The 24497-nt window shown below is 66.8% G+C and carries 19 protein-coding genes; 8 read left to right on the top strand and 11 right to left on the bottom strand.

Annotated features, from left to right (window positions below):
• Positions 1-15: 15 nt before the first annotated feature.
• The 9 genes from ACO05L_RS05835 to ACO05L_RS05875 form a co-directional block, all read right to left on the bottom strand.
• Entirely contained in the window at positions 16-1326 is a 1311-nt protein-coding gene (locus tag ACO05L_RS05835; protein WP_421731232.1) for an MFS transporter, read from the bottom strand.
• A complete protein-coding gene (locus tag ACO05L_RS05840) occupies positions 1316-2062 on the bottom strand; it encodes a FadR/GntR family transcriptional regulator (RefSeq protein WP_421731233.1) in 747 nt (248 codons plus the stop codon). The genes ACO05L_RS05835 and ACO05L_RS05840 overlap by 11 nt, the downstream gene beginning before the upstream one ends.
• Complete coding sequence (locus ACO05L_RS05845) at positions 2062-2865, bottom strand: helix-turn-helix transcriptional regulator (RefSeq protein WP_421731234.1); 804 nt, start codon at positions 2863-2865, stop codon at positions 2062-2064. Before ACO05L_RS05845 ends, ACO05L_RS05840 begins: the two co-directional genes overlap by 1 nt.
• 82 nt (positions 2866-2947) lie before the next feature.
• A complete protein-coding gene (locus ACO05L_RS05850; protein ID WP_421731235.1) occupies positions 2948-3919 on the bottom strand; it encodes an alpha/beta hydrolase in 972 nt (323 codons plus the stop codon).
• Between the two features lie 25 nt (positions 3920-3944).
• On the bottom strand, positions 3945-5258 hold the full coding sequence (locus ACO05L_RS05855) for an MFS transporter (RefSeq protein ID WP_421731236.1): 1314 nt from the start codon (positions 5256-5258) through the stop codon (positions 3945-3947).
• 70 nt (positions 5259-5328) lie between these two features.
• Positions 5329-6717 carry an FAD-linked oxidase C-terminal domain-containing protein gene (locus ACO05L_RS05860; protein WP_421731237.1) on the bottom strand — a complete coding sequence of 463 codons (1389 nt, stop codon included), beginning with the start codon at positions 6715-6717 and terminating at the stop codon, positions 5329-5331.
• A 38-nt stretch (positions 6718-6755) separates the two neighbouring features.
• Complete coding sequence (locus ACO05L_RS05865) at positions 6756-8876, bottom strand: TonB-dependent receptor (protein ID WP_421731238.1); 2121 nt, start codon at positions 8874-8876, stop codon at positions 6756-6758.
• 139 nt (positions 8877-9015) lie between these two features.
• On the bottom strand, positions 9016-9921 hold the full coding sequence (locus tag ACO05L_RS05870; RefSeq protein WP_421731239.1) for an ROK family protein: 906 nt from the start codon (positions 9919-9921) through the stop codon (positions 9016-9018).
• A 24-nt stretch (positions 9922-9945) separates the two neighbouring features.
• Positions 9946-11427: a carboxylesterase/lipase family protein gene (locus ACO05L_RS05875; RefSeq protein WP_421731240.1), complete on the bottom strand. Its 1482-nt coding sequence runs from the start codon at positions 11425-11427 to the stop codon at positions 9946-9948.
• 174 nt (positions 11428-11601) lie between these two features.
• Here ACO05L_RS05875 and ACO05L_RS05880 point away from each other — a divergent pair, with 174 nt between their 5' ends.
• Complete coding sequence (locus ACO05L_RS05880; RefSeq protein ID WP_421731241.1) at positions 11602-12462, top strand: aldose 1-epimerase; 861 nt, start codon at positions 11602-11604, stop codon at positions 12460-12462.
• Between the two features lie 10 nt (positions 12463-12472).
• On the opposite strand, the gene ACO05L_RS05885 is transcribed toward ACO05L_RS05880, so the two are convergent.
• A complete protein-coding gene (locus ACO05L_RS05885) occupies positions 12473-13528 on the bottom strand; it encodes a hypothetical protein (protein WP_421731242.1) in 1056 nt (351 codons plus the stop codon).
• 231 nt (positions 13529-13759) lie between these two features.
• Here ACO05L_RS05885 and ACO05L_RS05890 point away from each other — a divergent pair, with 231 nt between their 5' ends.
• The 3 genes from ACO05L_RS05890 (at position 13760) to ACO05L_RS05900 (ending at position 18158) form a co-directional block, all read left to right on the top strand.
• A complete protein-coding gene (locus ACO05L_RS05890) occupies positions 13760-15505 on the top strand; it encodes a cellulase family glycosylhydrolase (RefSeq protein ID WP_421731243.1) in 1746 nt (581 codons plus the stop codon).
• A gap of 142 nt (positions 15506-15647) precedes the next feature.
• Positions 15648-17165, top strand: coding sequence for a calcium-binding protein (locus tag ACO05L_RS05895; protein ID WP_421731244.1), 1518 nt, complete (start codon positions 15648-15650; stop codon positions 17163-17165).
• 63 nt (positions 17166-17228) lie between these two features.
• The gene (locus ACO05L_RS05900; protein ID WP_421731245.1) at positions 17229-18158 is read left to right on the top strand and encodes a 2-hydroxyacid dehydrogenase; all 930 of its coding nucleotides are present in this window, start codon (positions 17229-17231) and stop codon (positions 18156-18158) included.
• A gap of 1 nt (position 18159) precedes the next feature.
• Here the strand turns inward: ACO05L_RS05900 and ACO05L_RS05905 are convergent, their stop codons facing one another.
• Positions 18160-18651: an EF-hand domain-containing protein gene (locus ACO05L_RS05905; protein WP_421731246.1), complete on the bottom strand. Its 492-nt coding sequence runs from the start codon at positions 18649-18651 to the stop codon at positions 18160-18162.
• A gap of 113 nt (positions 18652-18764) precedes the next feature.
• Between ACO05L_RS05905 and ACO05L_RS05910 the strand changes: the two genes are divergently transcribed.
• From ACO05L_RS05910 to metH, 4 genes are read left to right on the top strand one after another with little or no spacing between them, the layout of a single operon-like run.
• Positions 18765-19748, top strand: coding sequence for an ArsR/SmtB family transcription factor (locus ACO05L_RS05910; protein ID WP_421731247.1), 984 nt, complete (start codon positions 18765-18767; stop codon positions 19746-19748).
• Positions 19748-20731 (top strand): methylenetetrahydrofolate reductase [NAD(P)H], encoded by a 984-nt coding sequence (gene metF, locus ACO05L_RS05915; RefSeq protein WP_421731248.1) that lies wholly within the window; start codon positions 19748-19750, stop codon positions 20729-20731. The genes ACO05L_RS05910 and metF overlap by 1 nt, the downstream gene beginning before the upstream one ends.
• Positions 20731-21825: a homocysteine S-methyltransferase family protein gene (locus tag ACO05L_RS05920; RefSeq protein WP_421731249.1), complete on the top strand. Its 1095-nt coding sequence runs from the start codon at positions 20731-20733 to the stop codon at positions 21823-21825. The genes metF and ACO05L_RS05920 overlap by 1 nt, the downstream gene beginning before the upstream one ends.
• Positions 21825-24491 (top strand): methionine synthase, encoded by a 2667-nt coding sequence (gene metH / locus ACO05L_RS05925; protein ID WP_421731250.1) that lies wholly within the window; start codon positions 21825-21827, stop codon positions 24489-24491. Before ACO05L_RS05920 ends, metH begins: the two co-directional genes overlap by 1 nt.
• Positions 24492-24497 lie beyond the last annotated feature (6 nt).

Raw genomic sequence — 24497 nt, forward strand, 5'->3', positions numbered from 1 at the left:
CGGCTCAGGGCTGGATCAGCCTGCCGCCGTCTTGGGTGCGGCCAGCATCGAGATGAAGAAGGCGATGGCTGCGCCGACCGCGGACACGCCGCCGATAATGGCCAGGGCCATGCCCAGATTGCCGTCGCCGCCCATGGCCTGGCTCAGCAGGGTGACGACCGTGGGCGCGACGCCGAAGCCGAACAGGACCCCGACCACGACAAAGGCGCCCAGGCACAGGCCGCGGTACTCATTGGGCACCAGGACGGCGATGGAGGTGGCGGTCATCAGGCCCGTGGCGGTCCCGGCGACCAGCAGCACGGCCAGCATGGCCGCAAAGCCGAACACGGTGGGCATGACCGGGAAGAGGGCGCAGGGGATGGCGATCACCGAACAGATGACCGCGCCCAGCAGGATGCCCTTGCCGGGCCAGCGCTTGTGCCCGAGATCCGACGCCAGACCGCCGATCACGGCGCCCAGGATGCCCGCGCCCAGCAACAGGCCGCCCAGCCAGCCGGCGAACTGATCCGGCGTCTGGTCGAAGTTCCGCGACAGGACCGATGCGCTCCAGGTCAGGGCGGCGTTGTCGGCCATGATGACGCTGATCTGGCCGATGAAGAGGGGAGCCAGGAAGCCGCGCCGGGCCCACAGGGCGGCCAGGGACGGCCCCAGGGCGGCGCCCTTCTGACCGACCTCGCGCCGGGCGGGCTCGCGCAGCAGGAACAGGGGCAGGATCAGCGCCAGGCTGGCCAGGGCGAAGATCAGATGCATCCCGCGCCACGCCACCAGACCGGCCAGGCTGATGTCGCCCGCTTGCAGCCAGCCATAGACCGCGCCGCCGATGGCGAAGGCCAGGGCCGTGCCGGCGGCCTTGCCGATGGTCAGCAGCAGCAGGGAGCGGCCGCGCACCTCGGGCCGGCACAGGTCGGCGGCCATGGAGATGGCGATGGGCAGGACGCAGGTGCCGCCCAGGCTGGCCGCCATCCGCGCCGCCATCATGACTTCGAAATTGGGCGCCCAGACCGTGGCGAAGGCGCCCAGGGTCCACAGGCTGGCCATGGCGATCAGCAGCCGCAGCCGGGTCTGGTGGTCGACCAGCCAGCCCAGGGGGATGGACAGCACCACCGCCGGAAGGGCCACGGCCAGGCCCTGGGCATAGCTGAGCTGCAGGTCGCTCATGCCCATGTCGAGCTTGGTCAGTTCCTGCACTGGCGAAAAGGCCGACTGCACGGCCGAGCCGCAGGTCACGGCCAGGGCCAGGATCAGCAGAGCTGGCGCGGCAGAAGTCTTGGCCTTGACGGCTGCCTCGCCCGGTTGCGCGGAGTTCAGGGAGGCGTCAGTCGCCATTGTGCGGTTCCTTGGCGAGCGAGGCCTTCAGCAGACTGTCGATCGAGGCGTCGAAGTGGGCGTCCATGGCCGCGACGGCGGCTGCGGGGTCGCGATTGAGGATGGCCTGGGCCACGGCGTGGTGGCGCTCCAGGGTCGAACGGCGCTGTTCGTCGCCGATGCGGGTGTCCCAGGCGGCGGGAACTGCCACCTCCATCAGCGGGCCGAAGGAGGAGACGATCTGCACGAACAGGACGTTGTGGCTGGCGCGGGCGATGGCTTCGTGAAAGGCGATGTCGTGGCGGGTCATGGTCGGGCGGTCATGGGCGTCGCGCTCCATGGCCTGCGCCAGTTCGACGATGCGCTGAGCCTCGGCGTCGGTGCGGGACGTGGCGGCCAAGGCTGCGGTGCGAGCCTCGATGGTGCGGCGAACGTCCCAGACTTCCGGCACGGTGATCTGGGCGGTCGAGACGGCGTGATCCAGCGACGTGGCGATGACCGAGCCGTCGATGGCGCTGACGCGGGGCTTTCGTCCATTGCCGACGTCGATCAGGCGCAGGGCCGCCAGGGCGCCGAAGGCCTCGCGCATCACCGCCCGGCTGACCCCCAGGGTGGTGGCGAAATGGGCCTCGCCCGGCAGGCTGTCGCCGACGCGCAGCTTTTGGGTGCGAATATGGTCGTTGACCGCCTGGATGGCGTGCTGAACCAGGGACACGCCGTCGGACGAGGACGCGCCGTTCACCGAGATCACACCCATCAGGCGGCCAGCCGCTGGGCGCGGAAGTCGGAAGGCGTAACCCCGAACCGGCGACCGAAGGCGCGGGCGAAGCTGGCGTTGTTCAGATAGCCGTTCTCGTAACCGATCGACGACACTGGCAGGTCGGTGGTCAGCAGCATGCGGCTGGCCTCGGTCAGGCGGCGCTCGACGATGGCCTCGGCGATGGAGCAGCCGAACATCTCGCGAAAGCCGCGGGTCAGCTTCTCGCGGTTCAGACCGCACTGGGCGGCGATGCGCTCCAGCGACAGCTTCTCGTTCCAGCGGTCGTCGATCATCTGGCGGACCGCCAGGATGCGCACGCTGTCGGCGCGCGACAGGCCGCTGTCGCCGGCCAGGGGCGCAAGGGCGCAGGCGTCGACCAGGGCCCAGGTCTCGCACAGCAGCTCGATCCCCTTGGCGGCGCGATAGATGTCACCCGCCTCGCCCGTGCGGTCGCAGTCGCGCAGGGCCAGGGCGATGGCTCGCAGTTCGGTGGGCAGGTGATAATGGGCGCGGCTTTCGGTGTCCGGCACGACATGGCCGTCGATCCGGGCGATAGCCGTGGGTGCGACCAGAAGGACGATCCGGGTGGCGTCCAAATCCTCGTCCATCAGGTCGGGGACCTGTCCCGACCCGATCAAAGACACGGTGGCCGAGGCGGTAATGGCGCCGAAGCCATAGACCACGCCGATAGCGTCCTGCGGCACGGCTGCGGCCTCGAACGGCCCACGACCGATCAGGATCGTCATCTCGTGCGAGACGACGACGGACTCGTAAGGGTGCGCGGTGGTGGTCTGCGACATGAATACCTCCCGGCTCCTCTGCGGGAGCTGCGATGGGAGGATGAACCTATCTGACAGGTCGCGCAAGACCTTTCAGATAGGTCTAGGCCGTCAGGTCCATGAACCGGGCCAGGGCCGCCGTCTGATCACGCACGGCCTGGGCCGAAACAGCGACGTCGGGGGCCAGTTCAAAGCCGTGGATGCCGCCAGGATAAACGTGCAGTTCCACCGGAACGGCGGCCCGCAACAGACGACGCGCATACTCCAGGTCTTCCTCAAGGAACAGGTCCAGAGACCCGGTGGAGATGAAGGTCGGCGGAAGACCGGACAGGTCCTCGGCCCGCGCCGCCGCCGCATATGGGCTGACGCGGTCCGAGCCGGGCTCGACGCCCAGCAAAGATTTCCAGCCGAAATGGTTGTTGTGCGGCGTCCAGATGAACTCGCCCGTATGGGGGTGCGGATCGGCGTGGGTGCAGGTCCGGTCGTCGATCATCGGATAGATCAGGTGCTGGAAGGCCAGCCTGTGTTCGCCCCGGTCGCGCGTCAGCAGGGCCAGCGCCGCCGCCAGACCGCCGCCTGCGCTCTCGCCCATCACCCCGATCCGCGTCGCGTCGATCCCCAGATCAACAGCATTGGCGAAGGTCCAGTCCAGGGCGGCGTAGCAGTCCTCGACCGCCCCCGGCGCTACGGTCTCGGGCGCAAGTCGGTATTCGACGGTGATCAGGACGCAGCCGAGCCTGGCGACCAGGGGCCGATGCAGGCCCTCGTTCGCCGCAGCGCTTCCCAGAACATAGCCGCCGCCGTGGATGTGGAAGATGCAGGGCAGCGGGTCGGAGGCCCCGCCAGCCGGGCGATAGATGACTACATCCACATCCGGCGCGCCTGCGGGTCCGGCGACGGTGCGCCGTTCCGTCTGCACGGCGGCGCCGGCCTCGTCGGCAGCGGGCATGGGCAGGCGCGACAGTTCGCGGATGGCTTGGAGGTTATCAGGCGTCAGGGCGATGGTCGGCCAGTTGTCCAGCAGGTCCAGCAGTTGCGGGTCCACCAGGTGTCGGGTTCCGGTCGGCGTGGTCATTGGGCGGTTTCCCTGCAGATCGAATCTAGGCCTTGGCCTTGACCGGCGCGTTCAGCATGGCGAGGGCGAAACCGGCCAAGGAAATCAGCCCGACCACGACCCCGACGATGGCCAGGGCCATGGCCAGGTGGCTCTCGCCGCCCAGGGCCTTACTGCCCAGGGTGACCAGGACAGGCGACAGGCCCAGGCCGATCAGGGCGCCCAGGATCATGAAGGCCCCCAGACAGATGCCCCGCTCCTCGTTGGGAACCAAGACGGCGATGGCCGTGGCCGTGATCAGGCCGGTCATGGAGCCTGCGAGCAGCAGCACGAACAGGACGGCGGTGAAGGCGGGCACAGTGCTGACGATCGGGAACAGGGCCGTCGGCACGCCTATGGCCGAGGCGATAACGGCGCCGATCAGGATGCCGCCGCGAATAGAGCTCTTGTGGCCGAAGTCGGCGATGAAGCCGGCCATCACCGGCCCCAGGACGCCGGCCACCAGCAGGATGCCGCCCAGAATGCCGCCGGCCTGACCGATGCTGAGGCCCAGGTCGCGCTGCATCACCGGCACCGCCCATACGCCCGCCGCGGCGTCGGCCATGATGACGCTGATCTGGCCCACGAACAGCGGCAGCAGGAATTTCCAGCGCTTCAGCAACGCCTGCACCACGGCCTTCAGCGAGTTGGAGGCGTTTTCGACCTCATGCCGTTCGGGCTCGCGGATCAGGACCAGAAGCAGCAGAGTCACCGCGCTGGCGACACCGAAGACCAGGGAGGCTTCGCGCCACGGCGACAGGCTGACGCCGGGCAGACTGAGATCGGCGGCGAAGGCGGTGAACAGGACGCCGCCCAGCACGAAGGCCAGGGCCGGACCCAGGGTGTTGCCCATGCCCAGGAACAGCATGGCGCGTCCTCGCTGTTGAGGCGCCGACAGGTCGGACAGGACCGAGATGGCCACGGGTACCAGGCTCATCGTGCCCAGGCCCGCCAGCATCCGCGCCAGGAAGAGCGTCTCGAAATTGGTGGCGAAGGCGGTCCAGATCATTCCGACCGTCCAGCACAGACCCAGGACCAGCATGATCCGCGTGCGCTTCGAGTGGTCGGTCAGCCAGCCCAGGGGGATGGCGATCACCGCCAAGGGCAGGGCGGCGGCGATGCCCTGGATCAGGCTGATCTCGTAGTCGGTGAGGCCCAGTTCGAGTTTTGCCGCCTCCTGAACCGGCGAGAAGGCCAGGCGCACCATGCCGGCCATCATGACGACCAGGGACGTCAACAGCACCGCTCGCCACGCCGTGCGGCGGATGGGATCGGCGCCGGCGCCGGTCGTGTCGGAAGGAACGATGATGGGGGTCGCCATGGTCAGGCCTCCGGCGCGGTCTGGCGCCTGTCAGAAAACGGCGTGGCGAGGATCGCCATGACGGCGGGGGTCAGAGGCTGAAGATCTTGCCCGGATTGAACAGGTTCTTGGGGTCCAGCGCACGTTTGATGGCCCGCATCATGTCGACCGCGTCGCCCAGTTCGGCCACCAGCCAATCCTGCTTGCCCAGGCCGATGCCGTGTTCTCCGGTGCAGGTGCCGTCCATGGCCAGGGCGCGCCGGACCAGGATCCGATTCAGCGCCTCGGCTTCCCTGGCTTCTTCCGGCTTGTTGGGGTCCAGCACGAAGACAACGTGGAAATTGCCGTCGCCGACATGGCCCAGGATGGTGGCCGGAATGGTCGCCGTGGCCAGGTCCTGCTTGGTTTCGAGGATACATTCGGCCAGACGGCTGATCGGCACGCAGACATCGGTGGCCCAACCGACGCATCCCTTTCTCAGGCCGATGGCCGCGTAATAGGCCTCGTGCCGGGCCTTCCACAGACGGGCGCGTTCCTCGGGCAGGTTCGACCATTTGAACTCGCCGCCGCCGTTGTCGCCGGCGATGGCCGAGACCGTCTCGACCTGTTCGGCGACATAGCGTTCCGAGCCGTGGAACTCGAAGAACAGGGTGGTCTTCTCGGGATAGTCGAGCTTGGACCAGGCGTTGATCGCCTTCATCTGCATATCGTCCAGGATCTCGACACGGGCCAGGGGAATACCCAGCTGGATCGATTGGACCACCGTATCGACGGCGCCTTCTAGAGTGTCGAAACTGCACACAGCCGACATGATCGCTTCGGGGATGCCATGCAGGCGAAGGGTGATCTCGGTGATGATGCCGAGCGTCCCCTCGGCGCCGATCATCAGTCGCGTCAGGTCGTATCCGGCGGCCGACTTGCGGGCGCGGCCCGCGGTGCGGATATCGCGGCCGTCAGGGGTGACGACGCGCAGCGACAGGACCGCCTCGCGCATGGTGCCATAGCGCACGGCATTGGTGCCCGAGGCGCGGGTCGAGGCCATGCCGCCGATGGTGGCGTTGGCGCCCGGGTCGATGGGGAAGAACAGGCCCACGTCGCGCAGGTGTTCGTTCAACTGCTCGCGACGCACCCCGGCCTGGACGGTGACGTCGGCGTCCTCGGCGTTGACCTGGAGGATGGCGTTCATCTCCGACAGGTCGACGGTGACACCGCCCCGCGTCGGCGTGACATTGCCCTCGACCGAGGTCCCGGCGCCGTAGGGGATGATGGCCACGTCGGCGGCGACGCACGCCTTGACTACGGCGACGACCTCTTCGGTCGAATGGGGAAAGACGACGGCGTCAGGCAGGACGGTGTCGAAGTGGCTCTCGCTGGCGCCATGCTGGGCGCGCATGGCCTCGCCCAGGTGCAGGCGATCCGAAAGGATCGCCCGCAGCTCGGACAGTAGGGCCGCTGGAAGCAGCGACGGTTGCGATGTCATCAGGGCGCTCACGTCGCTGTTCCTTGCTGGGTTCAGGCCTAGAAGCGCGCGGCCAGACGGACGCCGATCCGGCGCTCGTCACCCGTGATGCCCAGGTTGTGGACGGCCGCGGCGGGGAAGCCGAAGGCGCTCAGAAGCGACTGGTCGAGGTATGAGTCGTAGTAGTCCTCGTCCAGCAGGTTCGTGGCGAACAGGGCCACCGTATAGTTGTCCCACTCGTAGGCCACGTTGGCGTTGACGACGGTGTAGCCTTCCAGCGTCGGGGCGAAGGTCGGGCTCAGGCTGGAACCGACGCGCTCGCCCTTGTAGCTGGCGGTGATGTCGGTGCGCAGCTCGCCGGGGCCGACCGGATAGGTGATGCTGGCGGTCACGAAGCCGTTCCAGTCCGGCTGGAACAGGATGCGGTCGGAGGCCAGGCCGTTGCCGATGACGGCTTCGAACTCGGAGTCGTCGGTGATCCTGGCGTGGTTGTAGGTGATGCCGCCGCGCAGCTGGAACATCGAGTTGGGCGACCAGATGCCCTCGACCTCGGCGCCGTAGGCCTCGACGTCGCCGGTGTTCAGGTTGACCGCGATCAGGGCCGGGGTCAGGGCGTTCTGGCCGATATAGTGGCTGTAGTCGTTATAGTAGATGGCCGAGTTCAGCGTCAGGGTGCGGCTGTCGTTGGTGAACTTGTCGCCGATCTCATAGGTCCAGACCGAGTCGCCCTGGTAGAACTCGTTCGGCGCCCCTGGAGCATTGGCGCCGCCGCCACGGAAGCCGCGCGAGATCGAGGCATAGGTCGAGTGGTTCGGGTTCCAGCTCTTGCGGATCGTGAAGCGCGGCTGCCATTCGTCGGCCTTGTATGTGCCGGCGGTGCCCGAGACGCTGACTTCCTGGTGGTCGAAGCGGATGCCGGCCGACACTTCGATGCTGTCGGTCAGATCATAGAAGGCGTTGGCGTAGATGGCCTGCGACTGCAGTTCGCTGGTCTGGATCGTTGTCTGCGGCACAACGACAAGGCCGGCGGGCAGGCCCAGAGCCAGGATGCCCACGTCGATCGACTGGTTGACGGTGTTCTTGTCGTCAGACCGGTTCGCGAACGCGCCGATCAGGGTGCTGAAGCGGTCGTTCCAGGCCGTGTCGAAGCGCACTTCGCCGGTATAGGTTTCGCGCGCGTTGCGGCCGTCGGTGATCTCGATGATCGGCACCGGGCCGAAGTCGCCGTCGCCGGTCGCCTTGCCTTCCTTGTCGTCATAGGCGGCGATGATCGTCATCGTCGTCTTGGCGTCCAGGTCCGTGACCAGCTTCGTGCTGAAGCCGAAGTAGTCGTACTGGGCGATGCTGTTGAAGTTCAGCGGCACGTCATCGACGTAGTCGGTGGGGCCGGACGGGCTGGCGTAGGCCGTCTGCGAGCCGGTGACGCGGTTGAAATAACCGTTCAGGCTGATCTCGGTGCGCTGAGCCTGGGGCACTTCCCAGACCAGGGTGCCGTTGACCGCTTCGGTCTCCATCGGACGGGCGTCGCCGCCGACCAGCAGGTTCTTCGAGAAGCCGTCCTGGGTGTGATAGCTGGCGGCCAGACGACCGCGCAGCGAGCCTTCGATGATCGGGCCGCTGATGCTGCCGGCATAGGTCTGGTAGTTGTCGGGACCGGCGTAGGATGCGGTCGCGCGACCCGAGAACTCGTCGGTCGGGCTGCGGGTGATGACGTTGATCGCGCCGCCCAGGGTGTTGTTGCCGAACAGGGTGCCCTGCGGTCCCTTCAGGACCTCGATGCGCTCCACATCGACCACCGGGTTGTTCAGGTAGGAGGTGTTGGGCTGATAGATGCCGTCGATGAAGATGCCGACGCCCGGCTGCACGGTGTCGATCAGGGTCGTGCCGACGCCGCGGATCGACATGAAGGCGCGTCCGACGGCGTCCGACGAGATGTTCAGGCCGGGGGTCAGGGCGGCGACGTCCTTGATGACGTTGATCTGTTCGCGCTCGAGGGTTTCACCCGAGACCGCGGTGACGGCGATCGGCACGTCCTGCAGTCGTTCTTCGCGTTTGCGCGCCGTGACGATGACATCGTCGACGGTCGCGGCGTCGTCGGTGGTCACGGTCTGGGCCTGGGCAAAACCGCCGCTCAGGGCGACGATGGCCGTGCTGGCTGCGAGAATGGTGGTGAAGCGCATGGGTCTGTCCCCCTCGGGTAGGCGCCGAACTTTATGTCCGGTCGCGGTTGAGGAAGGGATAGGCCGGCGCCGACCTATCTGAAAGGTCGCTCTGTATGCCGGGCCGCAGGATGTTTGCGCTCGCGGCCCGGTGCGTTCCTCACTCGCCTGGCTGCAAGGCGTTCAGGGCCAGGGCGACGGACCCCAGCGGACCCGCCCGGTTGCCCAGTTCGGGATGGGCCAGGAAATCCTCGATGCCCGCCGCGATCCGCGGCGCGACCCCGTATCCGTTCAGGCTCTCCAGCAAGGCGGTGCGGATGCGTGGCAGCAGATGCGGCTGGCCCTGTCCGACGCCGCCGCCGATCAGAATCTTCTCGGGCGCGGTGGTCAGCACCAGGTTGTGGAAGGCGGCGGCCAGAGTGTGCACGACCTCGTCCCAGACCGGATCTGACCGCGTCAGCTCATTGGCGGCGAACCCCGCCTGGGCCTTGATCGCCGTGCCGGAGGCCAGGCCCTCGACGCAGTCGCCGTGATAGGGGCAGCTTCCGGGCCAGGTCCGACCGGACAGGCGGGGTACGCGCAGATGGCCGATCTCGGTATGGCCCAGACCCTTCACGGTTCGCCCGTCGATGATGGACCCGACGCCGATGCCGGTGCCGATGGTGACATAGGCGAAGGACTTCAGGCCCCGACCCGCGCCCCATCGTCCCTCGGCCAGGGCCGCGCCGTTGACGTCTGTATCGAAGCCGACGGGCACGGCGAAGCGGCGTGCGCGAGCCAGCAGATTGGCGCCGCTCCAGCCCGGCTTGGGCGTGTTGACGACACAGCCGTAGTCGGCCGACCGCTCGTCGATTTCGATCGGGCCGAAGCTGCCGATGCCGATGGCCTCGAAACCGTGCCTGGCGCGCATCTGCTGCAGGCGTTCGTCGATGGCGTCGAGCGTCTCCTGGGGCGTCGTGGTGTCGATCCGGGCCTCGGCGCGGATGTCGTCAGGCCCAGCGGCGATCAGCACCACGCATTTGGTGCCGCCCAGCTCGACGCCCGCGACCAGGGGGGATGCTGCCATCTCGTGTCGTTTCCAGCTTGGGTGTCAGGACCAGAACTTGGCCGCCGGCATATCGGGGTCACGATGCACGGTTCCGGTCTCAAGCGCATAGACCAGGCGGGTCTTGTCGTCGAATTCCGGCCACGGCGCCGTCCCGTCCCGGGCGAAGTCGACCCAGATCTTGTGCACGCGGTCGGCCAGGGCCTGAGGCGGATTCTCTCCCAGGAAGCCTCGGGGACCAGTGCCGGTCGCCAGAGTGTCGAACACGAACGGCAGTTCCAGCGCGTGACAGGCGCCCAACTGATTATCGAAGGCGGGCGAGCGCCAGCCGAACTCGTAGAAATGCGTTCGGCCCTGGTGGGCTGAGGCATAGGCGCGGGCTGGATAGCGGAACATCAGGTCGCTCAGGGCCTGCATCAGGGCGTCGCCCGGCTTCACGCCTTTCTGGCCCATGCCATAGGCCTTCAGGATCTTGCCGGCGTTGCGGATCGAGCGGCTCAGCACGAACCAGGACAGGAGCTTGCCCGCCTTGTCGCGGACGCCAGTGGGGATCAGATACAGGTTCATCTCGTCGGCATTGGTGCCGATCAGAACGTCGATCTCCTTGCCCACGCCGGCCTTCAGCCCGTCCAGCGGCATGACGGGGATGATGTCGTCGCCGACGACGGGCGTGAATTTGCTGACGCCGAACGCGGGCTCGTGGCCCTTGTCGTCGCGCAGGTCCAGCCCCGAGCCGGGCTTGGATACCTGCATCAGGGCGTCCAGTCCCTGTTGGATGGTGATGGAGCGGAAGCCCTCCAGCGTCGGCTTGATTTTCAGGATCTTGGCCACCTTCTTCGTCACTCGCTCCATGACCGGGATCGACCGCACGATGGAGCCATGGCCGCTCTCGATGATGGCGCGGCGAAACAGGCCTTTGGCGGCGGGAGACGCGACCAGATCGCCGATAGACATGGCCCCGGCCGATTCGCCGAAGACAGTGACGTTGGCGGCGTCTCCACCGAAGGCTGCGACGTTCTCCTGCACCCATTTCAGCGCCGCCAGCATGTCCCGCTTGCCCAGGTTGGTGGGCGCGCCGGGAATCGGCAGCCAGCCCTCGACGCCCAGGCGATAGGTGATGGAGATCATGATGACGCCGTCGCGGGCGAAGGCGGTCCCGTCCTGACACGGCGCCATGGCCGCGCCGCCGGTCCAGCCGCCGCCGTGGATGAAGACCATGACCGGCAGGCCGCCTGCATTCTCGGCGGGCGTCCAGACGTTGAGGTTCAGATAGTCGTCGCCCTTCTCCCAGCCCTTGCCGACCAGGGGCTCGAGGTCCAGCGCGGGGAAGTCCACGGTCGGATAGGGCGCGCTCGGCCCCTTCTCGCGCGCATCGAACTCGGTCCAGGGCGCGTGCGGCTGGGGTGCGGCGAAGCGGAGGTCGCCCAGCGGCGGAGCGGCGTAGGGAATGCCGAGGTAGCGGGCGACGCCGTTCTCGATCCGTCCGCGAACGGGACCGCTGCGGGTGACGACGATGGGATCGGTCATGACTTCAGATCTCTGGCGCGAAGGCGATGAACCATCTTAGCGGCCAGACGCAGTCCGCGGCGCTGCTGGGCTTTGCTCTACGGCATTTTCGCCTTGCCGCCGGTTGCCGGGTTCCGATCCGGCGGGCGACGAGGCAGACTGGGCGCGACGCACAGACCTTCGACAGGAGCCAGGGTGACCGACAGGATTTCGGCGACGCACGAGGATTGGACGGTCGAGTTCGCTCCGGCCATCGGTGGGGCGGTGTCCCGGCTGACATGGCGCGATCGGGATATATTGCGACCCATGCCCGCGACCTCGCGCGCGGTGCTGGACGCCGGCTGTTTCCCGATGGTCCCCTTCGCCAACCGTATCGCAGGCGCCCGCTTCGTGTTTCGGGACCAAGAGGTCGTCCTGCCGATCATGCCCGATTTCGCGCCCAACACCCTGCACGGCCATGGCTGGTTGAAGCCCTGGACGGTGGTCGAGACCAGCGAAGCCGCCGTAGAACTGGCGTTTGCGCATGAGGCCGGCGACTGGCCCTGGTCCTATGAAAGCCGTCAGTCGGCCGTCTTCGTCGATGGCGGGGTGCGGTTTTCCCTGTCCCTGACCAACACAGGCGATCGGGATATGCCCGGCGGCATCGGCCTGCATCCCTATTTTCCGATCGACGGGTCCACGCGACTGACCCTCCACGCCGCCTCGGTCTGGGCTCTGGCGGAGAAGGACATCCCGACGACGCTGGCCCCTGTCGGCGAGGTGTTCGACTGGTCCGGCGGTCCCCCTCTGAGCGAGGCTCCGGCGCTGGACCACTGCTATGCGGGCTGGGGCGGGGTCGCGCGTCTGTCGGATCAGGATCGCACCACGACGCTGCGGGCCTCGGCCAACGCAGGCTGGGCGCACGTCTTCACGCCCGAAGGAACCGGATACTGTTGCATCGAGCCCGTCACCCATCGGCCGGATGCGGTGAACGCGCCCAAGAGCGAACGCAGCGGTCTCGCCGTGCTTGCGCCCGGCGAGACCCTGTCGATGTGGATGGAGATCGGGGTCGAATGACCCTGAGCGCCTACTGGAAGTGGTCGGCCTGGTCGTAGGGGCGGCCTTCGGAGAAGGTGATCTGCGCCTGCTGGCCCTCGTTGCTCAGAGCCGAAGGTCCGCCGGGATGGGCCGGGATCACGATGGCGCCTTCCGGCAGGTTGGCGACCTCGCAGCAGCCTTCCTCAGGTTCATGCGGCGGACGTGCCGGCAGGTAGTGGATTTCCGGCGGCGCGACGTTGACCTGTGATGGGCGGACGTGGACATCGGGCGCTTCCAGGTAGATCTGGGCCGGGGCGACATTGACCGGGGGCGCGTCGACATAGACCGGGCCGCCCTGGATATAGGCGTCGGGCTGGCGGGCATAGACGGGCGGACCCGAGACGCGCACTCCGCCCTGACGACCACGCACGGTCGGTCCGGGAGGTGCGACCCCATAGAAGGGCTGGTTCGCCACCGGATAGTCGCACTCGCAGTCATGGCCGCCCGGATACTGCGGATAGCCATTGCCCGGATGCGGCGGATAGGAGGGGTACGGCTGAGGGGGAGGAGGCGGATAGCCGCCGCCGCACGATCCACCGCCATAGGGTCGCGTGTTCGAATAGCGGTTGGGCTGGCCGCAGCCGTTGTAATAGCCGTTGCTGTAGTTGCGGCCAAAGCCGGCCACGGCATAGCCGAAGGGCGCGCTGGGGCCTGCAACGACGACGGGGCCGGTGTTGATCGGGCCGCCGTAGCCGATGTTTCCGCCGCCGTCGTAATAGCCGCCGCCACCCCCGCCGCCGTAGCCATAGCCGCCGCCACCACCGCTGCTGACGCTATAGGCCCGCGCGTTGAGATAGCTGCGTGCGCCGGCCGAGGCGTTCGCATTGGCGTTGGCGTTCACATTGACGTTGACGTTGGCGTTGTAGTTGCCGCCCCAACCGCCACCATGACCACCGCCGCCGTGGCCACCGCCGCCGCCATGGCCGCCGCCGCTGCAGGAGCCACAGCCCCCGCCGCCTGATTGACCGCCGCCACGGTCGCCTGCACTGGCGGAACCGGCCACCGCGAGCGCGGCGCCGATAGCGAGGATGAGGATACGGTTCACGGGTTCACTCCGGGCATTTCACCGCCCTAGGCGAGCAAGAGACAGGCCGCACCTAGTTGCTCTTTTTCAGGATTTTTGGCCCCGATCAGGCGCTCGACAGGCGACTCTGTGCGATTCCGGCACACCCTATGGGCGATTTCGACACGCAAGCTGAGCCGTTAGCCGTGCTGGCGAGACGGCCCAGCTCGATGTATGAGAGCGTTCTCAAAATCTGCTGCCGGAGCCGACCCGATGATCCGCAGACCCCTGTTGTCCCTGCTGATCGGCGCTTTGGCGGTCGTCAGCCCCGCCTTCGCGAGCGCCGAGGGATTTCTTCGCGCCGAGGGCGTGCGGATCGTCGACGAGGCGAACCAGCCCGTCATCCTCAGGGGAATGGGCCTGGGCGGCTGGATGCTTCAGGAAGGCTATATGCTGCAACTGTCCCAGCTGGGGCAGCAGCATGTCATCCGAGCGCGGATCACCGAACTGATCGGCGAGGACAAGGCCCAGGCCTTTTACGAGGCATGGTGGGACAACCACACGACATGGGCCGACATCGACGCCATGGCGAGCTGGGGCTTCAACTCGGTGCGGCTGCCGATCCATTTCGAGCAACTGACCCTGCCTGCCGATCAGGAGCCGACGCCGGGGCGCGACACCTGGAACGAGGCCGGGTTCGCGCGCATCGACGCCCTGGTCGACTGGGTCAAGGCGAACGACATGTACCTGATCCTGGATCTGCACGCCGCGCCGGGCGGGCAGGGGACAGACCTGGCCATCTCCGATCGCGACCCGTCAAAGCCTTCTCTATGGGACAGTGCGGAAAACCGGAGAAAGACCGTCGCCCTGTGGCGCCGCCTGGCCGAGCGATATGCGGATGAGCCGGCCGTCGGCGGCTATGACCTGATCAACGAGCCCAACTGGGATTTCGGCGATGCAGGCAGCGCGGGCGACCACGGCTGCGAGGATACGGTCAACGCGCCCTTGCGCAGTCTGATGATGGAGATCACCGCCGCCATCCGCGAGGTCGATCAGCGTCACATGATCATCATCGAGGGCAACTGCTGGGGCAACAACTACCGGGGCGTCCTGCCGGTCTGGGACGACAATCTGGTCTTGAGCTTCCACAAATACTGGAACGCCAATGACGCCGCCTCGATCAGCCAGATCGTCGCCTTGCGCGACGAGCATCAGGTGCCGGTCTGGTTGGGGGAGTCAGGCGAGAACTCCAACGTCTGGTTCCGTGACGCCATTCGCCTGGTCGAGGATGAGGGCATCGGCTGGGCTTTCTGGCCGCTTAAGAAGTTCGGCTTCAACAACCCGCTGGAGGTCGAGCCCAATCCGGGCTGGGCGAAGCTGGTCGCCTACTGGACTGCCGACGGCCCGCGTCCGAGCCCGGAAGAGGCGGAAGCGACGTTGATGCAACTGGCCCGGCACGACATCCGGTTCGAGAACAATCGCGTCCATCCGGACGTCATCGACGCCATGATCCGCCAACCCCATTCGGATCAGACCCTGGCCTTCAAGCCGCACGCGGCGGGCGCCGGGCTGGTGACGATTCAGGCCGTGGATTATGATCTGGGCCGGCCGGGGTTCGCCTATCTCGACACACACGACGCCGACTATCGTGGGCCGGCGCAGCGGGTGTGGTGGAATCCTGGGCGGACCTATCGCAACGACGGGGTCGACATCGCGCGCGAGGCGGATGGGACAGTCTATGTCGCCGACTTCGTCGATGGCGAGTGGCTTCAGTACACGGTCGCGGCGGACAGCGCCGGATCGCGGCGGGCCAGCGTGATCCTGCGTGGCGCATCGGGCAGGCTTTGGATCAGTATGAACGACGGCGACCGCCGCGAGGTCGGGATCGCTGCCGGCGATCCTGCTGTCTGGCGCGAGGTCGATCTGGGCGTCCTGCCGCTGACGCCCGGCGGCAACCAGATCAGGATCGGCGCCGTGAACTGCGACTGCAGTCTTCGTGCTGTGACCCTCATTCCCTGATGGCCTGCCGTCAGGAACCGTCAGCCAGATAACGGAAATCCCCTCTCGCCGTTCAGCCGCCGTTCAGCGCAGAGATCGCCTTGTGCACTCATCGAGATGCGCAGCGGCGCACTGAAGCGCCGCACATCGGGGAGAGTGGAAGATGGCCGTTGTCACGGCGGGCGTGAATGTCGCCCTGAACATGGGAACGCTGCAGATCGGCGACTGGTATGGGCCGACGGTGACGGCGAACGCGTATCACGTCGCCTATAACCCCACGTCGGGCGAGTATGCCGACTTCTACGGCTCCTTCTCCTACAACAGCGCCGGCAAGCTCTATGCGGGCTACGTCGATGAGATCGAGCTGAGCTACAACGGCAAGTTCGAGTTCGAGATCACCGGCCTGGATATCGACGCCCCGACCCTGTTCAGCTGGATCTATTACAACGACACCGACTACGCCTTGTCGACGATGTTCAGCGGCGCCGACACCTTCAAGGGCAGCGACAAAGCCGACTGGCTGGAAAGCTTCGGCGGCAACGATTTTCTGTACGGCTATGGCGGCGACGACGACCTGTATGGCGGGTCGGGCAACGACTACATCGATGGCGGCGCGGGCGCGGACTATATGTACGGCGGCACGGGCAATGACGTCTTCATCGTCAACGCGACCGGCGACCGGGTGTTCGAAAACAGCGGCGAGGGCTTCGACCTGGTCAAGAGCTCGGTCAGCTTCAGCCTGGACGGCGGCTTCATCGAGGATCTGACCCTGACGGGTTCGGCCAACATCAACGCCACGGGCTCCAGCTTCGCCAATATCCTGATCGGCAACAGCGGCAACAACATCCTCGACGGTCGCGCGGGCGCGGACAAGATGACCGGCGGCCTGGGGCACGACGTCTATATCGTCGACAACGCCAAGGATCTGGTCGTCGAGCGGTCCAATGAGGGCTTCGACCTGGTCAAGGCTTCGGTGTCCTATACCCTGGGCGCCTATGTCGAGGACCTGACCCTGACGGGCAAGGCGAACCTGAACGGGACGGGAAACAGCTACGACAACATCCTGACGGGCAACAGCGGCGCCAACCTGCTGGACGGCAAGGCGGGCGCCGACAAGATGATCGGGGGCCTCGGCAACGACGTCTATATCGTCGACAACGCCAAGGATCTGGTCGTCGAAAAGTCCAACGAAGGCTTCGATCTGGTCAAGAGCTCGGTCAGCCACACCCTGGGCGCCTATGTCGAAGACCTGACCCTGACGGGCTCGGCGGCGATCAATGCGACGGGCAACAGCTACGCCAACATCATCATCGGCAATGCGGGCGCCAATCGCATCGACGGCGATGCGGGCGCGGACCTGCTGACCGGCGGAGCGGGTCGCGACACCTTCGTTTACGGGGCGACGACGGACTCGAAGGTCTCGGCCTTCGACCGGATCACCGACCTCTCCAGCAGCGACCGCATCGACCTGTCCGCCATCGACGCCAACACCAAGGCCAGTGGCGACCAGGCCTTCAGCATCGTCGACGCCTTCACCAAGACGGCGGGCCAGATGACGCTGGACTATTCGGCCTCGACCAAGCTGACCACCATCCTGATGGACGTGAACGGCGACGGGGTCGCGGATATGAAGATCGTCGCCAACGGCAATCACGAAGGCTTCGACAACTTCGTCTTCTGATCGGTTGCCCGATCCTCGAAACCGGCCGATGAACGCTAGACCTTCATCGGCCGGAGTTTCGCTATGTCGGATCGACCCGCCCTGCTGATCATGCAGCGGCATCTGGGACAGCTGACGCCGTTCCTGGAGAGCGCCTATACCGTCTATCGCTTCTGGGAAGGGCCGCCGGCGGAGGCCGAGAGCCAGATCGAGGCCCTGGTCGTCGCGGGCGAGTTCGAGTTGGACAAGGCGCTGGTCGAGCGCCTGCCGAACCTGAAGCTGATCGCCTGTTTCACCTCCGGCTATGACCGGATCGACGTGGCCTGGTGCCGGGCGCGCGGTCTGCCGGTCACCCATGCGCCGGCGGTCAATCACGAGGATGTCGCCGACCACGCAATCGGTTTGATCCTGTCGGCGCGTCGCCAGATCGCGGCCGGCGACCGGGCCCTGCGCGCCGGGGACTGGACGCCGGAATCCAAGACCATCACCCCTTCGCTGAAGGATCAGCGCGTGGGGATCGTCGGCCTGGGGCTGATCGGCGAAGCCGTGGCGCGTCGGGCCGAGGTCCTGAGGATGAGCGTCCGGTGGTGGGCGCCGCGCGACAAGCCTGCGGCCTGGCCGCGTGCGGACAGCTTGGTCGATCTGGCGAAACGGAGCGACATCCTGGTCGTCGCCTGCCGGGCGGATGACAGCAGTATCGGCCTGATCTCACGCGAGGTGATAGCCGCCCTGGGTCCGTCGGGTCTGCTGGTCAATGTGGCGCGAGGGCAGCTGGTGGACGAGCCGGCGTTGATCGAGGCACTGCGCTCGGGCGTACTGGGTCAGGCGGCGCTGGACGTCTTCACCGACGAGCCCGTCGATGTCGCGCTGTGGGCCGACGTGCCCAACACCGTGCTGACGCCCCACACGGGGGGCGCAACGACCGAGGCGGTGCAGGGAATGCTGATGTTGTTGCTGCGCAACCTGGCGGCCGTCTTCGCGAACGAAGCGCTGGTCACGCCCGTGCCGGACTAGGCTATTGGGGGGCTGGCCCGTCGCGGCCGTCGCGACCGCGACCGCCGCCCCAATCGCCCCGTTGAGGGCGCTCGTCGTCGGTGATAGCGCCGTCGCCGTTCGAGTCCATCCGGGCGAAGCGTTCGGCGACCTGGGCGCGGGCTTCCTCCAGGGTGATCCGGCCGTCGCCGTCTGCATCGGCGCGCGCCAGGCCCCGTCCGCCGCCCCTTCCGTCACGGCCGCCGCCTGGACCGGCCTGAGCCAGGGTTTCCAGTTCGGCGCTCGATATGACGCCGTCGCCATCGCTATCGGCGGCGCGGAATCGTTCGTCCGACCGGACCTGCATCGCCGTCAGCGTCATCGGTCCGTCAGGCCGGGCGCCCGGGCCGGGACTGTCCGCGGGCGCCGACGTCGGGGTGGCGGCTGCGGGCTCTGCAGGCTTGGTGTCGCAGGCTGAAATGGCCAGGGCGGCGGGCAGGATGAGGGCGGCGGTCAGGCTGTGGCGAAGGGTCATGGCGATCTCCGTGTGTCGAGGGTTGAACGCGCCCCGCCGACAAATCCTTCGCGAAACCCATGACGGGGCGTTTACGCTTGCCAAATCATATAAGGATATCCTTATATGTCGTTATGTCCCTCGACGCTGACCAGACTGTAGAAGCCCTTCGCGCCATCGGCGAGCCGACGCGGCTGCGCGTGCTGTCGCTGCTGGCGCGTGAGGAATTGTCGGTGATGGAGCTGTCCCGCGTTCTAGACCAAAGCCAGCCGCGCGTGTCGCGTCACCTGAAGTTGATGGCCGACGCCGGGTTGATCGAGCGGTTTCCAGATGGCGCGCGGGTCTTCTATCGCCTGTCGTCAGAACTGGTCCATCGGGGCCTGATCGACAGCGTGCTGGACGTGCTGGACGATGCGGCGGGCGAGGGGGATCACCGCCGGCTGGACGAGGTCCGCGCCGAACGCGCCGAGGCCGCTTCGGCTTATTTTGAACAGGTGGCGCCTCGCTGGGATCATATCCGGTCGCTTTATGTCTCCGAGTCGGCCGTCGAGCGGGCGGTGGAGACCGCTGCCGGGCCAGGGCCGTTCGAGCGGATCGTCGATCTGGGGACCGGCTCGGGGCGGATGCTGACGTTGCTGGGGGCGCGGGCAAAGACCTCGGTCGGCCTGGATCTGAGCCACAACATGCTCAACCTGGCGCGGACCCGTGTGGCCAAGGCCGGGCTGGACAAGGTCGAGTTGCGCCACGGCGATATCTTTTCGACCCGGCTGCCGGGGGGCAGCGCGGACCTGGTGATCGTGCATCAGGTCCTGCACTATCTGAACGACCCCCACGCGGCGGTGGTCGAGGCGGCGCGTCTGGTCTCGCCCGGTGGTCGACTGCTGATTGTCGACTTCGCGCCGCATGAGCTGGAATCCCTGCGAGAAGAGCATCAGCATCGCCGCCTGGGCTTCTCCGACGAGGAGATTTCGCGCTGGCTGGGCGAGGCGGGGCTGAAGCCGACGCCCCCCATCGTCATGCCGCCCGATACGAACGGGCCTGACAAGGATGGCCTGACGGTCCTGATCTGGACGGCGACACGGCCGGTCCGTTCCCATTCCATAAAGAGCGCCGCCTGATGACTTCCTCTGCCGCCTTGCCCGCCGGATTGTCCGGCCCGGGCGCCAACCTGGCTGCCGCCCGGGCGCTGCTGCTGTCGCCGCTGGGTCCGGTCGCGCGCGCTGGCCAGAACGCCAACCCGGTGCAGGTCTCGTTCGAATTCTTCCCGCCCAAGACCGACAAGGCCGAAGAGACTCTGTGGGAGGCCGTGCGCCGGCTGGAGCCCCTGCACCCCGCCTTTGTTTCGGTGACCTATGGCGCCGGGGGCTCAACGCGTGAGCGCACGCATCGCACCGTCCAGCGGATGCTGACGGAATCCACCCTGAAGCCCGCCGCCCACCTGACCTGCGTCGACGCCAGCCGCGCCGAGGTCGACGAGGTGATCGAAAGCTACAAGGCCATCGGCGTGAACCACATCGTGGCCCTGCGCGGCGACCCGCCCGGCGCGGCAGGTATCGGCGGTGTCTATCAGCCCCGCGCCGACGGCTATGCCAACGCCACCGAACTGACCCGCGCTATCAGCCGTGTCGGCGGCTTCGACATCACCGTGGGCGTCTATCCCGAACGCCACCCGGAAAGTCCCTCGATCGACCACGACATCGACGTGCTGAAGGCCAAGATCGACGCCGGGGCGACCCGCGCCGTCAGCCAGTTCTTCTTCGACATCGACGCCTTCCTGCGTTTTCGCGACCGGGTGCGGGCGGCGGGCGTGACCATCCCCCTGATCCCCGGCATCATGCCGGTGTCCAACTTCGCCGGTCTGGTGCGGATGTGCGGTTCGTGCGGCACGTCGGTGCCCGAGTGGCTGGCCGCCCATTTCGATGGGCTGGACGACGATCCCGAGACCCGCAAGCTGCTGGCCGCCTCGGTCGCCGCCGAGACCTGCGCGCGGCTGCAAGAAGAGGGCTTCTCGGACTTCCACTTCTACACTCTGAACCGCGCCGACCTGGTCTATGCCATCTGTCGGGTGCTGGGCGTGCGTGAAACCAAGGCTGCAGCGTAATGACGACCCCTCTCACCCGCCCTCAGCGGATCGCCGCCCTGCATGCGGCGGCCAAGGAACGCATCCTGGTCCTCGACGGCTCCTGGGGCGTCATGATCCAGCGGCGCGGGCTGGAAGAAGCCGACTTCCGCGGCGACCGCTTCGTTGCGGCCAAGGGCTATGACGAAAAGCACCAGATGAAGGGGAACAACGACATCCTCTGCATCACCCGGCCCGACATCATCTCCGACCTGCACGACCAGTATTACGCAGCGGGCGCGGACATCTCGGAGACCAATACCTTCTCGGGCACCGTGCTGGCCCAGGACGACTATCATCTGGACGCCCAGGCCGTCTGGGACATCAATCTGGAAGGCGCAAAACTGGCCCGCGCCGCCGCCGACCGCTGGACCGAGAGGGAGCCGCACAAGCCGCGCTTCGCCGCCGGCTCCATCGGCCCCCTGACCAAGATGCTGTCCATGTCGTCGGACGTGAATGATCCGGGCGCGCGGCTGGTGACCTTCGACCAGGTCTATGAGGCCTATCGCCAGCAGGTGAAGGCGCTGAACGAGGGCGGCGTCGACCTCTATCTGATCGAAACCATCACGGACACGCTGAACTGCAAGGCCTGTATCAAGGCCATCAAGGACCTTGAGGACGAGGGCATGGACGCCCTGCCGATCTGGATTTCGGGCACCATCACCGACCGCTCGGGCCGGACGCTTTCGGGCCAGACCGCCGAGGCCTTCTGGAACAGCGTGCGACACGCCAAGCCCTTCGCCATCGGCTTCAACTGCGCCCTGGGCGCCGATTTGATGCGGCCCTTCATCGCCGAACTGAGCCGGGTCGCGGATACGCTGGTCGCCGCCTATCCCAACGCCGGCCTGCCCAACGCCATGGGCCAGTACGACGAGGAGCCGCACGAGACCGCCCACGCCATCGAGGAATGGGCTGCGTCTGGCCTGGTCAATATTGTTGGCGGCTGCTGCGGCACGACGCCGGACCACATCGCCCACACCGCACAGGCCGTCTCCAAGCTGGCCCCGCGCGAGATCCCCGAACGCCCGGTCGCCATGCGGCTGAGCGGACTAGAGCCTTTTGAGTTGGTTGCCTGATGCGTCCGATCTTCATCAACGTCGGCGAGCGGACCAACGTCACCGGCTCGGCCAAATTCCGTAAGCTGGTGGTCGACGGCGACTATTCGGCGGCGCTGGACGTCGCGCGCCAACAGGTCGAGGCGGGCGCCCAGATCATCGACATCAACATGGACGAGGGGCTGCTGGACGGCGCCGTCGCCATGCGCACCTTCCTCAATCTGATCGCCGCCGAGCCCGACATCGCCCGCGTGCCGGTGATGATCGACTCTTCCAAATGGGAGGTGATCGAGGCGGGCCTGAAGTGCGTTCAGGGCAAGCCGATCGTCAACTCGATCTCGATGAAGGAGGGCGAACAGGCCTTCCGCGAGCACGCGATCAAATGCCTGCGCTACGGCGCCGCCGTCGTGGTCATGGCCTTTGACGAGGTGGGCCAGGCCGACACCGCCGCGCGCAAGATCGAGATCTGCACCCGCGCCTACAACATCCTGGTCAACGAAGTCGGCTTCCCGCCCGAGGACATCATCTTCGATCCCAACATCTTCGCCGTGGCGACGGGGATCGAGGAACACGACAACTATGCGGTCGACTTCATCGAGGCGGTGAAGGTCATCAAGGCCACGCTGCCCTACGCCCGCATCAGTGGCGGGGTGTCGAACGTCTCGTTCAGCTTCCGCGGCAACGAGCCGGTGCGCCGCGCGATCCACTCGGTCTTCCTGTACCACGCCATCAATGCGGGCATGGACATGGGCATCGTCAACGCCGGCGACCTGCCGGTCTATGACGACATCGATCCGCCCCTGCGCGAGGCCGTCGAGGACGTGATCCTGAACCGGCCGCAGCGGACCAATGTGTCCAACACCGAGCGGCTGGTCGACATGGCCCCGACCTACAAGGGCGAAAAGGGCGCCGCGCGCGTCGTCGATCTGAAATGGCGCGAGCAGCCCGTCGCGGCCCGCATCGCCCACGCCCTGGTCCATGGCATCACCGAGTTCATCGAGGCGGATACCGAAGAAGCCCGCCTGTCGTTCGAACGGCCCCTGCACGTCATCGAAGGTCCGCTGATGGACGGGATGAACGTGGTCGGCGACCTGTTCGGATCGGGCAAGATGTTCCTGCCGCAGGTGGTGAAGTCGGCTCGCGTGATGAAGCAGGCCGTGGCCTGGCTGAACCCCTTCATGGAGGCCGAAAAGGAAGGCAAGCCGCGCGAGCAGGCGGGCAAGGTCCTGATGGCCACGGTCAAGGGCGACGTCCATGACATCGGCAAGAACATCGTCGGCGTCGTGCTGCAGTGTAACAACTACGAGGTCATCGACCTGGGCGTCATGGTGCCGGCCGACCGCATCCTGGACGCCGCCATCGAGCACAAGGTGGACATCGTCGGCCTGTCTGGCCTGATCACGCCGTCTCTGGACGAGATGGTCTTTGTGGCGCGTGAGATGGAGCGTCGCGGCTTCGACATTCCCCTGCTGATCGGGGGCGCCACCACCAGCCGCACCCATACGGCGGTGAAGATCGAGCCCGGCTACAGATCAGGCTCCACCACCTATGTCATCGACGCCTCGCGCGCGGTCGGCGTGGTGTCAGGCCTGCTGTCTCCAACCGACAGGGCCAGGAACGAGGCCGCAACCCGCGACGAATACATCCGCATCCGCGAGCAGTACGCGCGCGGCCAGGAGGTTAAGGCCCGCGCCACCCTGCCACAGGCGCGCGACAACCGCTTCAAGGTCGATCCCGCCGCCGTCATGCCCGGCAAGCCGTCCTTCATCGGGGTGAAGGCCTTCGACGCCTGGGATCTGGCCGACCTGGCCGATCACATCGACTGGACCCCCTTCTTCGCCAGCTGGGAGCTGATCGGTCGCTATCCGCTGATCCTGGAAGACGAGATCGTCGGTGAGGCCGCGCAGGACCTGTTCAAAGACGCCCAGGCCATGCTGAAGCGGATCGTCGACGAGAAATGGTTCACGGCCAAAGGCGTGGTCGGCTTCTGGCCCGCCCGCGCCGTCGGCGACGACGTCGCCGTCTATGCCGACGAGACGCGCTCCGAGGAAATCGCCCGCTTCCACACCCTGCGCCAGCAGATCAAGAAGTCGAACGGCAAGCCCAACCTGGCCCTGTCGGACTTCATCGCCGAGGAAGGCGACGACTATATCGGCGCCTTCGCCGTCACCGCGGGTCACGGCGAGCTGGAAATCGCCAAGCGGTTCAAGGACGCGGGCGACGACTATTCCGCCATCATGGCCACCGCGCTTGCCGACCGCCTGGCCGAGGCCTTCGCTGAGGCTCTGCACAAGAAGGTCCGCACCGAACTCTGGGGCTACAAGCCCGATGAGGCCACCAGCGTCGACGACCTGATCGCCGAACAGTATCAGGGCATCCGCCCCGCCCCCGGCTATCCGGCCCAGCCCGACCACACGGAAAAGGCCACCCTGTTCCGCCTGCTGCAGGCCGAGCAGAACGCCGGCATGGCCCTGACCGAAAGCTATGCCATGACGCCGCCGGCCTCGGTTTCGGGCCTGTATTTCGGCCATCCGGGCAGCCACTATTTCGGGGTGGGCAAGATCGATCTGGACCAGGTCGAGGACTATGCGCGGCGCAAGGGCTGGGACGTGGCGACCGCCGAACGCTGGCTGTCGCCCATCCTGAACTACGAGCCGGGTCAGGCGGCGAGGGGCGTGGCGGCCTAGGTTTTG

Origin of the sequence: Brevundimonas sp. (assembly GCF_965227765.1) — a bacterium.
Classification (GTDB): Bacteria; Pseudomonadota; Alphaproteobacteria; order Caulobacterales; family Caulobacteraceae; genus Brevundimonas.